Source organism: Polyangiaceae bacterium (assembly GCA_016715885.1).
Taxonomy (GTDB): Bacteria; Myxococcota_A; Polyangia; order Polyangiales; family Polyangiaceae; genus Polyangium.
In genome coordinates this window covers 39,720-53,875 of sequence record JADJXL010000004.1, presented here as the reverse complement: position 1 = coordinate 53,875, position 14,156 = coordinate 39,720, and the positions used below count along the sequence as shown (strand labels likewise).

The window sequence follows — 14,156 nt, the reverse complement described above, 5'->3', positions numbered from 1 at the left end:
CGGCCAATTCAATCGGCATGAACTGCGGCAATCGCTCCGCACCCATCCTCGACGTAGTACGTCACACTCGCCGCGCGGTCTGCTCCCAGCACCGCTCAAGCTGTGGTTCACCGAGATCGAATGCGAAGTCCCACAACGCGCCGCATAACAACGCCAGCATTACACTCGCCGCGCCATTGATGTACACTTGTATACGTTTTCTTAAAAATACCACCGTAACAAGACACACGTCCGCATTGGCTAATGCCGTTTCGTGCAGCTCATCACGCAATGGTCTTCAATTGCAACCCATCAAATGCTGCCGGCGTTCAAATGCGGATGTTCACCGAATGGAGCACGCGCATCCACCACGTTCCTGCAGGAAACGCCACATCACGGTTGCCCATACTCCACTGCTCGAGCGCCTCACGATACGCCGCCCGAAACGCGGTCACCGCACGCCGAGCGGCAGCCGCAATGGCACCGCAACCTCGACCCGCTGCGAATGTCGGATTCAGCTTGCGCGTCGGTTCCGGCGTCTTCGACCGTGTTTCCGTCGAAATCGTTGCCGCTCGTTTTGCCCCCAGAACATTTTCCGGCGCAATGGTTTTCCGAGCCTCCGCCACTTCGTGCGCCAATGCCGTCGCAACATCGTCACGAAATGCTCGAGCCTCCGCTTCTGCAATCGTCGGCGGCAACGTGATTGGCAAATCCACCACATCTCGCCATTTTGTCGCATCGAAATACACCTTCGGACGCGTCGTTTTCAGCACCGTCTGACCAATATCAATAGCCCGCGTTTTCGCGCCTGGCCATTCCTCCGGCTCGAGTACCGCCCCCGCCGCAACAGGGTTTGCCAGCACATACGCGATTTTCTCGACAATCGATTTTCGCGTCAACAATTCCACGACACTCGGTTGCTCCGAATCCCACATCGAACCCTCCCAGCGGCGGAGGGTCTTCGTTCCCATTGCGACGAATCGATGGAAGTAGGCCAGGAAAGCGGAAGCACTCCGTGCGGATCCGTCACCACGAGGTGAATGTGCGTCGACATTGCGCAAAATGCATGCACCTTCACACCGTAAACACGCGCTGCCACCGCCAATGAATACTCAACGAGCTCCTTCATTCTCATCATCAGGACGAAGTAAAAAATATCGACATATGGTACGTCGTGTCACCAAATAGGTCTTACCGGGAAGAATCTTTCGAGCGTATGACATGTGTCGCTCCAGTTTGGTCTGGTTTGCACGTAGCGAGTTCCGTGCCATGACTGGAACTCAATGATTCCAATATGTTATGACCATCCGACGTTGGCGGAATCGCCCCGCCGCCACCCCCCGCCATGGCGGCCGCCAGGTGATGTGTTGACTCTTACATCAACCATTGCGTTGTCGTGACGGAGGCAAAAGATCCGCTCGCCAATACGGTCGAGATTGAAAAGGACTCTCGGGTGCTCGGGCCTGTGCTGGTGACGCATCCGAATCGCAATCGCAGTGCCGTGAAGGTCGACGATTTGGTGTTGGTCATTGCGACGGCCGTGATGTGAAAACTCCCGCCGCCGACGCACGTAACGACATTACTTTCGTCCGTCGGTAGCGCACACTCTGATGGTGGGGCGAAAATGACGACCTCCGCGGGGCCGACGTGCCTTGGGCATTTGTTCTTATGCCGTTGGTTCAGTTCACGATTTGCGCGCCAAATCCTGTGATGGGGCGGTTGCCCGTCATCGTCGAGAGGCCACTTGACCATCGCGGATCGATTGTATCAATAATGTCTTTCGCGTCCAAGAAGGTACACACTAGCTCGGTTCCAAGGTATTTGATCGCGTTCTACCACATGTTGAATATTCTCGAATTCCTCACGTGCAGCCCGGATCGCTTGCGGGCCGCCGTCATGCGCCGATGCACCGACGACGTGGACGTCTCCCTTGATAGCGTCGATCATCCGCTCGATGTGCGAGACATCTTCGGCATCGAAGCGCCCCCATTCCGGCTTGGTGCCGCACATCCGAACGATCGGACGCATTTGTTTCGGCTTTGAAAACCAGCCCATCGCTTCTGCGCCGTACTACAGCATTGTGTCAAAGACAAAATACACCCTACTATTTTGGTCTAGATACTGCTATGGATGAGAAATCCATGATCACCATGAGCCGCTCGATCTGCTTTGCCCCGCTGCTCTTCACCCTCGGATGCGCATCTTCGCCGCCTCCCGCGGCGCCATCGCCATCGCCCGCAGCGAAATCGGCTGGACCGGGTATGGTGGCTGTCTTGGGCGTTCTTCCCGCTGATGATCCGGCGCCGGAAGTAGCTGCTGCCCCGCCCGCTCCACCTCCACCACCACCTCCGCCGGTTGTCGCGTATTCGCTCGCGGTGCGGGATCTGATTGATCCTCCCGCGAGTCCGCTGCTCGACGCCGTATCTGCCGATGTGCGACGAGGAGATTGGGCGAAAGCCTCGGTTTCGCTCGCCAAACTTTTGCCCGGCATTGACGAGAAGGGCCAAATTCACGAAAAGATCGCGGCACACGCGCTTGCAGGTCGCATTGCTGCGCGGATGAAAAACGCAAAAAAGGCGGACACCGAATACGAAAAAGCGCTCGAATTGTCAAAAGAACCGAGCGCCGAGCCGGAGGGCAATGACGCAGAAAATCGGCATCGACATCAGACGCTAGCGTTTGCCGTGGGTGAGGCTCAATTTTACTTCGCGGAAAAGAAGGGCAAAGAAGCCGACGACGTGGCAATGCCGAAATACCACGGTTCGGGCTCGCGCGAGGACGTGCTTGCATTCATCAATCAGAAAATCGTGACGTGGATCAAGACCAAGCGGCCCAAGACGGAGGAGGCGGAAAAACAATACGCGAAGATCCTCGCACATCAGCCATCGCCGCATCCGCACTGGGCCATTGCCGCGTCCGCCCGAGTGGGCCAACTCTGGGCGCGTTTCGTGGACGATTTTCGCAACGCACCGATGCCCAAGGAATGGATGAGCGACGGCGTGATCCCGGGAACGGAGCTCACATATGCCGAATTGCGCACGGAATATCGGAGCAAGCTCGAGGAAGCGAGCGAAGCGCAGTTCGAATCGGCACGTAGAGCATTCGGGTCATGTGTCGATTACGCGACGAAGTTCAACATCGCGAACGAGGACAGCAAGCGTTGCCAGGCGTGGCTCGCGGCGCACCCGAGTGCGAAGTGAACGATCACCTTGTCTCTACCCGATCACCGCGAATTGTCCGGTCAACGTCCTAACTCATTGCTTCAGCCACACCTCGCTGCCGTCGCAGTTGTTGCATGTGAGGAAACCGCTCTCGCTCGTGGGCGTGAGCTCGGTAGGACCCGAGATCCGAAACTCGACGTGCACCATGTTCGGATCCCCAAGCTTGCCTTCGGGCGCGAGCTTCAGCATATCGTCTTCCACAGCGTAGCTCCACGTCTCGACCCCGTATCCCTCGCAAAAATTGCGATTGATCTCGGACACCGTCCGGTTTGAAGTCAATCGTGACGAGAGGATCACACGCAGCGGCGTAAATCCCGTCGTGATCTGCGGTCTCGTCGCCCGCGCAGGCAGGAAGAAAAAAAACCGCCAGCGTGGCGATCATTGCATGAGCCAAGTGGTTGCGTGACAAGGTCGTTCGTTTCACGTGCATACTCTAACACAGACCGCGCCCGGCGCGACACGATCCTTACGAACATTCGCTTTCACGGATCCAGCTCCGGTCATTTTTTTGTATCCGAAAGTCATCTTGGTCAGGTACACTCGGCTGCAATGAAGCCAGGCACAGGAATCGAAACGACGGGTCGTCGCCAAATCTGGGTTCGTTACAGAATGAGCGTCCAGGGCTTGCTCTTGTGCGGATTGCTGGGGCAGCTCGGGTGTGAATCGGCGGATGCCAAGGCTTGTCGTGACAACTACACGAAGGCGCACGCACTGATAAACGGCATGGACGCAGGCGCCATCGAGAGCGTCGACCCGGCACTCGAAGCGGTGGAGAATGCCATCCCGCCATGCAAGAAGGCAAATTTGAACAAGGAGTTGGCTGAGCTCGACAAAGCGCACAGGACGCTGCAATCGAACGCGAACCGGTTACGTAGTCAAGGGTCGCGCAAGGAGCTCAGTCCAGAGGAATTGGACAAGCTGCTCGAGGAAGGCGATCCGGATTGCCCGAAAGGACAGTCGTACAACTACAGGAAAACCGGCAAGCAGGTGCGCTGTACGGGGCCGCAGCTCGTGGCGTTTTCACGTGGACAAGCCGAAGAATATTTCAAGAATCGAGGCTTCAGGCTGAAAGTGGATGGTACGCGTCTGGTGGCAGAGTTTGGCCCGGAATCGTACCATTACGAGTTTACCGGTCCCGAGAACACCGCCAAAACACGGTGTCTCGAGGTATTCGCGAGTCCGGGCATGTCGTGGGAAGAGTCCGTGGCAAGGGTGACTGGAGCCCATCCGGCGCAACTGAAAAAGGGAGCGCCCGTGCGTGCCCAGGACGGGTCGAAGTGGCCGCTGACCCATACCGACAATGAAAAGCAGGCAGTTTATACGCTCGGCAAATGTAGTGAATAAGTGCGGCCGGGTGCATTGCAGCTCGACGCTGGTCCCGTGCCCGCGCGCCCGAGCTCGAAGGCTGAGCGCTGCGAGTTTGCCGGTGGTCACGCAGCCTCTCGGACCTCCAAAGGCTGCGCTTCTTCGGGACCCGTCACCGTTGGCAATCCGAGCTTTTGCCAAGCCGTCATGCCGCCTAGCAAATTGTAAACATGCGCGAAATCGTATCGGCGCAAGATGCTCGTCGCCAGGCTCGCCCGATTGCCCACACTGCACGTCACGATCATCATGCGGCTCTTGCCGAATTCGGAATCGAGCGCGCCGATCTGTTCTTCGAGGTGCCCGACATAGATGTGTTTCGCGCCTGGAATGTGCCCCTCGTCCTCGAATTCCGCGTCCTCGCGCACGTCGAGCAGCACGGGGCGCTCGGGGACGCGAATGCCCCCAGCAAGCTCGCGCGGCGAAATGGTCCCCGCGTCCCTGATGGGCATTCCAGCGTTGCGCCAAGCCTCGAAGCCGCCCGCAAGCATGCCTTCGATGCGATCGATACCGACGCGGGCGAGCGAGCGCACGGCAACCGACGGATCCACCTGTTCGGGCAATACGAGAAACACCGGCGTTTCGGCATTGGCGACCCAACCGGCGAAAACCGAAAGCCCTTGGAGCCAAATGCTGTAGGAGCCGGGGACATGGCCGCCGGCAAATGCCTCGGGTGCGCGCGTATCGATGACGATGCCTTGCGTGCTCGCCTGCTCGAAAGCACGAGGCGACCGAGCCGTGCGCAGGCAGAAGCAATGCCTGATCGCCGAGCGGTGAGAGTTTCTGGTTGATCATATCGTAGAGCAGACCGGCATTTTCGCCGGTGCGATCGGGATCGGGCAAATCCGTACGACCAGCCTCGCCAATGAATAAGGAATCTCCGGTGAAAACGCCCCAAGCGCGACCGGGTGCGTCCGGGAGATACACGGCGTAACAAGTGCTTTCGGGCGTATGGCCAGGCGTATGCAGCGCGAAAAACGACATCGCCCATGTACATCGTGTCGCCGTCCCTCAATCGTTGGTCCGAAGGGCCGAATAGCTCGTGGTCGCCGGTGACGATTCGAGCGCCGAGCAATCGCGCAAGCTCGGCCGAACCAAGGACGAAGTCCTCCTGCCGATGCGTGACGAAGACGTATCGAATGTCGAGGCCGTTCATGCGGGCAATCTCGATGTATTCGTCGACATCGCGGCGCGGATCGATGACGGCCGCTTCGCCGCGGCTGCCAATGACGTAGCTGACATGGGCCAGGCCGGGCGTCTTGACCCGACGGAAAAACAGATTGCTCACGGTTCGTCTCCTCGATGCTGGTCATGGCTGGCCGCCAATTTGCGCCACCTCCGCGATTGGAATGGTTGCAATCGGCATACCGCAAAAGCAAACCGCACGAAATGGGAGCCCATTGAGGTGCGCTTGCCGTTCGAGTCTCCGTCGGTGTCACGGAAACGTCGCGGACGCTAGCGACCGGACGGGCTTGACGTTCTGGAATTCGCCTCGAAATGATGGCCGTCGAAGCACGTTCGGAGGTCATTGCCATGAACAGCACGCAGTCGAAACCGAAGGATCGGCGTTCACCGGCAATTTCCACAATCGGTCACATTCCAGCCGCGTGCCTCGTCGGATTTCTCATCCTATGGGCACTCGTCGCGATGGACCCCAAGCACCGCCTGGTTTGGGCCATTGAAAATGTCCTGGTCGTTCCCTTCGTTCTTTTGCTCGTCGCGACGTACCATCGATTCCAATTCACTGGCCGGGCGTATTTACAGATGACCACGTTTCTCGTGCTGCATACGGTGGCGACCCATTCCAGTTATGCCGAAGCGCCTCTTGGCATGTTCATTCGGGACGCGCTTCAATCGGATCGCAATCCGTACGATCGCCTTGCGCACTTCTCGTTCGGCTTTTTCATGTTGTGTCCCCTACGCGAGCTGGTCATGCGGTATGCTCGGGACGTGGGCGCCTTTTTCCAGTTGACCGTCGCGTACCTTGCGCTCGGTTTTGCCGCAATGTCGTACGAGCTCATTGAATGGGGCGTCGCGGTGCTCGCCGTCACGAGCGCGGGTGCTCACGTGAGGGAAGCATTGCCGACCACCGTTGCGTTTCTTGCCATCCAAAACGACGCGTGGGACGTGCAAAAGGACATGGCGCTCGCATGCTTGGGCGGGCTTTTGGCGATGCTCCTGGAATTGCGTGGTTTCACCCGTCCTTCTTGCGCGGATTCGGGAGCACGATGAACAATGCAGCGTCACCTCGTTGCACGCGAATCAAGTGTCCTCCCGCGCGCTCCTGCGTCAGCCTTTTGGCCGCTTCGTCCGCGGTCACGACCGCGCTGCCGTCGATGTCCAGCAGCACATCGCCTTCGCGAAGCCCCACCTCCGCAGCCGCGCTGCCCGGGCGGACCGCCGTAATGACGACGCCCTTCAGCTCTGGATCGATATCGAGTCGTTCTGCGAGCTTCGGCGTCAATGTTTGCAATCCGAGCCCGAGCGCGTCCTCGGGAAGCGTGCCACGCTTGTCGTTGGTCTCCTTTGCGGCAGGCATTTCCGCCGTACGCATTTCGATGATCAATTCGCGCCCGTCGCGCCACACCGTGACGTCAATCTTTTCGCCGACTTTTCGAGCGAGCACGGCTTGCTGCACTTCGCGCGAATCCGCCGTCTTCGTGCCGTCGACGCGAACGATGATGTCGCCCACGCGAATACCCGCCTTCTCCGCCGGTGAGCCTTCTTGGACTTGTGAAACGAGCGCTCCCTTGTCGGGAGCATTCTCTCCAAGCGCCGCTTCGAGGTCCGGCGTGAGCGATTGCATCACGATGCCAATGAAGGGCCGCTTCACCTTGCCTTGCTCGATGAGCTGACGCGCAATGGGGCGTGCAATGGATTCGGAAACGGCAAAACCGACGCCGGTCCCAAGGCCCGCAATCATCGTGTTGATACCCACGACCTCGCCGCGCAGGTTGACCAGTGGTCCGCCTGAATTGCCCGGATTGATGGACGCGTCCGTTTGCAAAAAATCTTCGAGCTGCCCCGGGGCAAACCCATATCGACCCTTGGCCGAAAGCACACCCACCGTCACGCTGTGATTGAGACCGAATGGGTTGCCGATTGCAATGACCCACTCGCCCACGCGCATCTTCTCCGCACTGCCGAATTCGGCTGGCTTCACCGTCGCGCCATCGACCTTCAGTACGGCAAGGTCCGTCATGGAATCGGTACCCACGATCTTTGCTTTCATCTTTTTGCCGTCGATGAAGGTCACTTCCACCTCATCGGCGCCATCCACCACGTGATGGTTCGTCAGAATGTGGCCCTGATCGTCGATGACCACCCGAGCCCATTCCAATGCGCGGTCCGGGTGGTTCGGGAATCATGCTATGAAAATCCTCGAAGAAACGTTCGAATGGCGTTCCCTCGAATGGATTCCTCCCAGGTCCGGGCGTCGCGGGCCGCTGTTGTCGCGTCGTAATGCGAACGACCGATGGCGCCACGCGCTGGGCCACGTCGGCAAACGCCTGACCGACCTCTCGAGCTTCGGGAACCGTCGCTATGGCCTTGGCCGGCCGATCGTTTTTCCCCTGCTCGGTCGACGACCCTTCACCGCGTCCGTTTGCACAGGTCCCGGCAGGCGAGCCGACCGCGAGCGCACACGCCACGAAAAACCCGCTCAGCATGGCGGGCTTGGGCTTCGATCGCCGCATCATCGAACCTCCTCGCGATCGAGGCCGTCATTCTCACGAAAAATACGAATTCTCATAGCAGCCGAGCTCTGAGACCACGGTGTCGCGGAAAGTGCCATGTTTGCCGCTCCTGCAAGTGGTAAGCCGTACGGGACGAACCACGGACGGTCGAGCTGCAATGGGTCATTCTCATCCGCTGCCGAGCATTGGCGGGCTGTTCCATTGATGACCTGGCCTTTTTTTGCAATCGATCCGTGCTCGTGACCCTGCCGAAGCCAACCAAGCCATTCGAGCCATCATTTCTGTCGGTCGAACAAATCCGGGGGCGCATGGCATTCGTAGGCATCGCGCTTCTCGCGCTCGGCGTCATCGCCATTTGGCGCCGCTTGCTTCCACGTACATCGCGACGATCCTCATTGGTGTTTTTCTCGTCGCAGGCGGCATTCTGCGCGTCGTTCATGGCTTCGAGCATCGGTATCGGCCGGGAATCGGCTGGCTCGTCCTGAGCGCGGTTTTCTATATCGGAGCCGGAGCCGCCATCCTCTGGGCACCCTTGATTGGTGCATTGTCCTTGACGGTCGTGGTTGGCGCATTTTTCATTCTGAGCGCCGTGTCGAAGGCGATTCGCGCGTATCAAGTGCGTGAATCGAGGGCCACGGGTTGGCTCTTGTTCGACGCCATCGTCAGCGCATTCCTCGGCATTTTGCTCCTTGCAGGCTTCCCGAGCACGGCCTTCTGGGCGCTGGGAATCATCGTGGGGATGGACTTGATCATCGGCGGTATCACCATGATCGGACTCATGGGTCGAGCCAAAGGCACGTCTTCCATTTGAGGCTCGACCTCGCTCCTCGGGCCACGATGGTGGTGAGCCCCCTCCAGCAGCAGGTTGGTTCACTCGTTCTTCCACTTGAGCTCGAACGACAGTTCCTCGCTGCCGTCTTCGACCTCGTGCTCGACCACCAACTCGGCCCCTTGCGGCACGACGAAGCGCTTGTTTTGCACCTGAATGCGAAACGGCTCGCCGTGCTCGAGCGAGTCGGCGAGACGGCGCAATAGCGTAACGAAGTATTCCTTGGGAACGTTTTTCTCGATGTCGCGGTCGCTCATGCCACGAGCGTTATCGCATCGGCGGCAGCTTGTCGAGCCCTTCCTGCTTTTCCTGGCAGGCAGCGCATGCTCTAGCCACCCGCGAGCAGCTCGGGTGCCAGCAAAAACAGCGTACCAAACGTGACGAGAAGCATACCGCTCATCGCCTTGAGCACACGCGCCGCGCGCTCGGTCATCACGAAGCGGCGTTTCAATCCAATGAATGCCGCGACGACGGCGAGCAGCGGCACCACGTAAATCACGTTGTACAGCGCCAAATAGCCGAAACGTGACGCCGCAGAGATGCCTCGGAGCGACAGAATCCGCGTATAGACGGCAGGAAGACCCACGGTGCATCCAAGCTCCACGAGGTTCACGACGAAGGCGAGCATCGTAATGCCCGCAAGCGCCGCCGGCGTGGTCGCGGCATTGGCAATCGCCCGCATTCGCCGAAAGAGCCCCGGCTTCACCTTGTCCGGAATCACCAGCGACGGTCCTTTTTTGAACCAGACGACATCCTTGAGGTTGATGAGGCCCATGGCCAAAAGCACGACCCCGAGAATCGTCGTCACCATCGCGGACAAACCGGCCAATGAAAACAGCACGGACCACGCGGTCATGAAAATGAAATAGACGACCCCCGACATCACCACGAACGTGCCGGCATAAAGGAGCATTCGCCGCGTATCGTCGACGTGCATCAAGATGCCGAGCAGCACGACGAGCACCCACATGGCGCAGGGATTGACCCCATCGGCCAATCCCATGACGACCGTGAGCCACGGAAGCGAAACGGCGCGAGAATCCACTTCCCCTATCCACGGCACCTTGAATACTTCGCGCCTCGATGCCGGATTTCCCGCAGCCGAGCCGCCCTTTGCAGACGAAACGAGCGCTCGCAATTGCTCGTCCGTTTCGCCTTTCGTATACCCCACGATATACGAATTGCCCACCACGAACGTCGGTATTCCCACGGCTTCCGCACCGAGGCGCTCCATGGTGTCGATGTAACGCTGTCGTCCGACGGCATTTTGCCGAATTTCAATGGATTCGATGCGCAAATCCGGTCGCTCTTTCGCCAGCGCTTCGACCGCAGGCTTCGCTTCCTCGCAATGAGGGCAGCCAATGCCCCAAAAAAAGAACAACGTATTCAACTCGAGCGCTTCTGCTCGGCCCGAGGACGCGCCCGCTTCCGGGGCACCCTCGATGCCACACGCGGCAGCCGTTCCACACACCGCCGGCGGATCCGGCGCAGGCGCTTGCGCCCACGCACGCGCGCTCGCCAGGGTCATCACCAGCGCCAACATCCACGCAATACAATGCACCACTCGCATCCTGCCTCGCCGGCACGCAATCCAAGCACGAGCCATGCCGACATGGAAAGACGCTCGAACAATCCTATCCACAATGGACGACGCGCAAACGATGCACGCAAATGCAAAGCTTGCCGAAGATCCTCAGCCGCGACCCATTGCGCTCGCTACGAACCGAAACGCCTCGAGCATTTTCGCATAGGAGAAATGCGCGTTGCGTCCGCTCGGGTTCGGCACGACGTATACGCGAGCCCCGTGGATGCACTCGCCAAACTCTCCGCATCGAATCGGTTCCGATGTCTTCTTGTCGAAAAAGTTACGACAAACCGTGATTCCGACGAATACGACCCGGCGCGGTGCATACGCCTGAATCTTGGCCGCGAGCAGCTTGCGGCCCTTCGCATAATCGCTAGGTCCAAGGTCCATCACGCCACGCGTCGGGCGGGCGACGAGGTTCGTCAGTCCAAGCCCGTACCGGAGCAGCTCCATTTCCTCCTCGGGCAAAAGCTTCCTCGGAACCATCCCGCTTTCATGCATGAGGCGCCAGAATGCATTTCCCGGATTTGCAAAGTTGTGCCCTTGTTGCGCTGAGAGCAGCCCCGGGTTGGCGCCTACGAAGAGCGCTTCGAGCCCCGGAGCCAAAATGTCCGGGGTACCCCCATTCACGACGACGTGCGGAGCATGCATGGTCATGGTTTGGCCCAAGAAACGCGACAAGGCCAGTCGAAAGCGCAGCGTTGCATTGTGTCGACCTGCGCTTACGTGAACATTCTTACAAGTCACCCCGGCGTGCGGCAACAAAGCTTCCGCGCGCCGACGCCTTCCACCCACCCGGAAGGCTGGCCCTGTAAACACACGCCGGGCACCGGCGTACCTCGGACGCCTTTGATCGATCCCGTGCCAGAATCGAGATATGCGCCCACACCCGTGCAACCAAGGTCTGCCGTGACGAACTTTTTCATGCCGCCGCAAGACTCCAAGTCGAATACGTCGTGTCCACCGCCCGTGCACGTCACGGTGTTCGGATCGCATTGGCAATCCGTACACGACCGGCCATCGCTGCCCGATTCGAACACTTGTTTTTCCACCTCGAACCCCGGTGGACATGCCTCCACGTTCGCTCGATGGATGCAAATGGTCGATGCATAATCACCTTCGACCTGCGCCACGCATTGTCCACCGGTTGCACATTCCGCAACGGATTGCGCGGGACAGAGATGAATTTCCTGCGCAAACGGGGGATTTTTCACGGCGCCGGACGACGCGGTGCACGTTCCTTTTCCGGTGGCATTCGATTGCCCGACGATGACGCAATGGGACGAGGCACCCGCTGCGGCGGGCAAATTCGGATCGCACGTCGTGTCATCGGGATTCGTGGCATAATCGGCATTGCCCCCGCAATTCGTGTTGCTCCAATAACACTGCATCTTCGGCACGGTACAAACGGCGCCCGTGTACGAGCACGTGCAATCATCGCAGACGGCATTCTGGGCGGGTTCGGAATAATAAACCGTCGGAGCGGATCCATCCGGACACGGTGGCACGGGCACCGCTCCATAGTCCGCGATATGCGCACGAACAAACCTTCCCAACCCTCGGCCAAGGGCCCCGTGCAAAAGAACCCTTCGTCACATGCCGGACCTGCATCAACGCTCGATCCCGCACTGCCTCCCGCCCCACCATCGCCCGAATCTACCTGGAGTCCCGACAAACAACCGCTCGCCCACGTCAAGGCAAGGCTGCACAAAAGTACGAATGCACGCTTCATACGCGGCATCCTACCATGCACGCGGCGGTCGTGAAGTGCTCCGTGTGGACGAGCCATCGACATCCGCACGCGGCTTACAATCGCCCGCGCATTTGCCCGAGCCATTCCCGGCCTTGCGTGGGGTCGTCGAAAAAGGCGAGCATGATGAGTTTGCCCGTGAAGAACCGCATGGCTTTCGTGATGAGCTCGGCCAATACCCGCGTGCGATAACGCGCGCCGACGATGGCCGTCGCTTGTGGACGAGGATCACGCGTGCGCGACAAGCTGCGGCGCACGTCCGCCGATATTTCTTGCATGTCGTGCAAGAGCAAGAGCGTCAAGAGGCGCGATTGCCCCTCGAGAAGCATGCTCCGCAGCCGCAGATATTCGGTCAAGTGGTCGACGACGATCGACCCACGAAGCTCGACGACCATCAGGTCCGGAGGCTCGAACGAGCACGCATGGGGCCCAATGACGAATCGTTGTGCTTCAGCCTCGAGGCGCGTCGACATCACGTCACGTTCATCGCTACGGTTTCACCGACCCATGGTCTAGGCGAAAGTGTACCGATCCCTGGGACGCGAAGTCCACTCTTCAAAGATCCATCTGCTTGGCAATGATGACCTTCATGATTTCGTTCGTCCCGGCAAAGACGCGCTGAACACGCGCATCCATGTACGCTCGCGTCACGGGGTATTCGAGCATGTACCGTAGCCGCCGAAGAATTGCAAACATTCATCGACGACCTCGCCAAGCATCTCGGTTTGCCACAGTTTGGCCATCGAACATTCCTTGACGAGGTACTTGCCGGCAACGTGATCGGAGAGCAATCGATCGAGAAATGCTCGGCCCACTTCGACCTTCGTCGCACATTCGGCCAACTTGAACTGCGTGTTTTGAAACTTGGAAATGGGCTTGCCAAAAGCCTTTCGGTCCTTGCAATACGCAACCGTATCCTTCAGCACTTGCTCGGCCGCCGCTTGCGCACCCACGGCCACGACGAGCCGCTCCTGCTGAAGGTTTCGCATGAGCATCAAAAACCCCGCGCCCTCGTCCCCGAGACGATTCGCCACCGGAACGCGGCAATCCTCGAACGATAGCTCCGCCGTGTCTTGCGAAGCCATCCCCATCTTGCGCAGCTTTTTCCCTTTCACGAATCCTGGCGTCGATGCCTCGACGACGAACAAACTGATGCCTTGATGGGCATTGGCCGGATTCATATCGGTTTTCGCCGCCACGATGCACAAATCGCAAAGAATGCCATTCGAAATGAACGTCTTGGCGCCATTCAGCACGTAATGGTCACCGTCACGCACGGCCGTCGTTGCAATCGCTGCAAGGTCACTGCCTGTGCCCGGTTCGGTCATTGCAATGGCCGTCACGATGTCCCCCGATACGCAGTCGGGAAGCCACCGCTTTTTCTGATCCTCGGTGCCGAACGCGACGATGTAGGGCACGACGATGTCCGAATGCAGCGGCATGGCCAATCCCGAATCATGCGCGTACGCCAGCTCTTCGATCACCACGACCGAGTGCAAAAAATCGCCCCCGGCTCCGCCGTAGTCGGGAGCGAGCCACGGGCACAAGAAGCCGGCTTGCCCGGCTTTGCGCCATACGTCGCGATCGACGCTTCCCTGCTCCATCCATCGATCCTGGTGCGGCTTCACCTCGCGATCGATGAATTTGCGAAACGATTGGCGAAAGAGGTCGTGTTCTTCACGAAAAATATTTCGGTCCATGGCAGTCTGGCCGTTCTATCGCAACGCTTTGGCGG

At 59.1% G+C, this 14,156-nt stretch carries 14 protein-coding genes and 3 pseudogenes; 5 read left to right on the top strand and 12 right to left on the bottom strand.

Features of this window, described 5'->3' with window-relative positions; translation table 11 throughout:
- Window positions 1–308 precede the first annotated feature (308 nt).
- Window positions 309–1,202, bottom strand: a pseudogene (locus IPM54_08500) (transposase).
- Between the two features lie 173 nt (window positions 1,203–1,375).
- On the opposite strand from IPM54_08500, the gene IPM54_08495 reads away from it, so the two are divergent.
- Window positions 1,376–1,528: a hypothetical protein gene (locus IPM54_08495; protein ID MBK9259861.1), complete on the top strand. Its 153-nt coding sequence runs from the start codon at window positions 1,376–1,378 to the stop codon at window positions 1,526–1,528.
- A gap of 218 nt (window positions 1,529–1,746) precedes the next feature.
- Here IPM54_08495 and IPM54_08490 read toward each other — a convergent pair whose 3' ends face one another.
- Window positions 1,747–2,034: a hypothetical protein gene (locus IPM54_08490; GenBank protein ID MBK9259860.1), complete on the bottom strand. Its 288-nt coding sequence runs from the start codon at window positions 2,032–2,034 to the stop codon at window positions 1,747–1,749.
- An 86-nt stretch (window positions 2,035–2,120) separates the two neighbouring features.
- On the opposite strand from IPM54_08490, the gene IPM54_08485 reads away from it, so the two are divergent.
- Window positions 2,121–3,179 carry a hypothetical protein gene (locus IPM54_08485; GenBank protein ID MBK9259859.1) on the top strand — a complete coding sequence of 353 codons (1,059 nt, stop codon included), beginning with the start codon at window positions 2,121–2,123 and terminating at the stop codon, window positions 3,177–3,179.
- Window positions 3,180–3,233: 54 nt separating this feature from the next.
- On the opposite strand, the gene IPM54_08480 is transcribed toward IPM54_08485, so the two are convergent.
- Window positions 3,234–3,461 carry a hypothetical protein gene (locus IPM54_08480; GenBank protein ID MBK9259858.1) on the bottom strand — a complete coding sequence of 76 codons (228 nt, stop codon included), beginning with the start codon at window positions 3,459–3,461 and terminating at the stop codon, window positions 3,234–3,236.
- 348 nt (window positions 3,462–3,809) lie between these two features.
- On the opposite strand from IPM54_08480, the gene IPM54_08475 reads away from it, so the two are divergent.
- The gene (locus tag IPM54_08475; protein ID MBK9259857.1) at window positions 3,810–4,544 is read left to right on the top strand and encodes a hypothetical protein; all 735 of its coding nucleotides are present in this window, start codon (window positions 3,810–3,812) and stop codon (window positions 4,542–4,544) included.
- Between the two features lie 86 nt (window positions 4,545–4,630).
- On the opposite strand, the pseudogene IPM54_08470 reads toward IPM54_08475, so the two are convergent.
- Window positions 4,631–5,841 (bottom strand): annotated as a pseudogene (locus tag IPM54_08470) (MBL fold metallo-hydrolase).
- 254 nt (window positions 5,842–6,095) lie between these two features.
- Between IPM54_08470 and IPM54_08465 the strand changes: the two are divergent.
- Window positions 6,096–6,794, top strand: a complete 699-nt coding sequence (locus tag IPM54_08465; protein ID MBK9259856.1) for a DUF2238 domain-containing protein — start codon at window positions 6,096–6,098, stop codon at window positions 6,792–6,794.
- Here the strand turns inward: IPM54_08465 and IPM54_08460 are convergent.
- Together IPM54_08460 and IPM54_08455 are read right to left on the bottom strand one after the other, a co-directional pair.
- Complete coding sequence (locus tag IPM54_08460; GenBank protein MBK9259855.1) at window positions 6,757–7,887, bottom strand: trypsin-like peptidase domain-containing protein; 1,131 nt, start codon at window positions 7,885–7,887, stop codon at window positions 6,757–6,759. The two genes, IPM54_08465 and IPM54_08460, sit on opposite strands and share 38 nt — an antisense overlap.
- The gene (locus IPM54_08455; GenBank protein ID MBK9259854.1) at window positions 7,826–8,260 is read right to left on the bottom strand and encodes a hypothetical protein; all 435 of its coding nucleotides are present in this window, start codon (window positions 8,258–8,260) and stop codon (window positions 7,826–7,828) included. Before IPM54_08455 ends, IPM54_08460 begins: the two co-directional genes overlap by 62 nt.
- A gap of 217 nt (window positions 8,261–8,477) precedes the next feature.
- On the opposite strand from IPM54_08455, the gene IPM54_08450 reads away from it, so the two are divergent.
- Entirely contained in the window at window positions 8,478–9,068 is a 591-nt protein-coding gene (locus IPM54_08450) for a DUF308 domain-containing protein (protein MBK9259853.1), read from the top strand.
- 59 nt (window positions 9,069–9,127) lie between these two features.
- On the opposite strand, the gene IPM54_08445 is transcribed toward IPM54_08450, so the two are convergent.
- The 6 genes and pseudogenes from IPM54_08445 to IPM54_08420 all read right to left on the bottom strand — a co-directional run bounded on the left by IPM54_08445 (window position 9,128) and on the right by IPM54_08420 (window position 14,121).
- A complete protein-coding gene (locus IPM54_08445) occupies window positions 9,128–9,343 on the bottom strand; it encodes an amphi-Trp domain-containing protein (GenBank protein MBK9259852.1) in 216 nt (71 codons plus the stop codon).
- A gap of 71 nt (window positions 9,344–9,414) precedes the next feature.
- Window positions 9,415–10,656, bottom strand: a complete 1,242-nt coding sequence (locus tag IPM54_08440; GenBank protein MBK9259851.1) for a thioredoxin family protein — start codon at window positions 10,654–10,656, stop codon at window positions 9,415–9,417.
- A 123-nt stretch (window positions 10,657–10,779) separates the two neighbouring features.
- Window positions 10,780–11,322 (bottom strand): mismatch-specific DNA-glycosylase, encoded by a 543-nt coding sequence (locus tag IPM54_08435; protein MBK9259850.1) that lies wholly within the window; start codon window positions 11,320–11,322, stop codon window positions 10,780–10,782.
- 92 nt (window positions 11,323–11,414) lie between these two features.
- Entirely contained in the window at window positions 11,415–12,185 is a 771-nt protein-coding gene (locus tag IPM54_08430; protein ID MBK9259849.1) for a hypothetical protein, read from the bottom strand.
- 292 nt (window positions 12,186–12,477) lie between these two features.
- Window positions 12,478–12,897 (bottom strand): hypothetical protein, encoded by a 420-nt coding sequence (locus IPM54_08425; protein MBK9259848.1) that lies wholly within the window; start codon window positions 12,895–12,897, stop codon window positions 12,478–12,480.
- A gap of 79 nt (window positions 12,898–12,976) precedes the next feature.
- Window positions 12,977–14,121: pseudogene (locus IPM54_08420) on the bottom strand (acyl-CoA dehydrogenase family protein).
- Window positions 14,122–14,156 lie beyond the last annotated feature (35 nt).

Coding starts and splice junctions, on each gene's coding strand:
- IPM54_08455 (MBK9259854.1), bottom strand. CDS start 8,260: ATGATGCGGCGATCGAAGCCCAAGCCCGCCATGCTGAGCGGGTTTTTC.
- IPM54_08485 (MBK9259859.1), top strand. CDS start 2,121: ATGATCACCATGAGCCGCTCGATCTGCTTTGCCCCGCTGCTCTTCACC.
- IPM54_08490 (MBK9259860.1), bottom strand. CDS start 2,034: ATGGGCTGGTTTTCAAAGCCGAAACAAATGCGTCCGATCGTTCGGATG.
- IPM54_08445 (MBK9259852.1), bottom strand. CDS start 9,343: ATGAGCGACCGCGACATCGAGAAAAACGTTCCCAAGGAATACTTCGTT.
- IPM54_08475 (MBK9259857.1), top strand. CDS start 3,810: ATGAGCGTCCAGGGCTTGCTCTTGTGCGGATTGCTGGGGCAGCTCGGG.
- IPM54_08435 (MBK9259850.1), bottom strand. CDS start 11,322: ATGCATGCTCCGCACGTCGTCGTGAATGGGGGTACCCCGGACATTTTG.
- IPM54_08465 (MBK9259856.1), top strand. CDS start 6,096: ATGAACAGCACGCAGTCGAAACCGAAGGATCGGCGTTCACCGGCAATT.
- IPM54_08440 (MBK9259851.1), bottom strand. CDS start 10,656: ATGCGAGTGGTGCATTGTATTGCGTGGATGTTGGCGCTGGTGATGACC.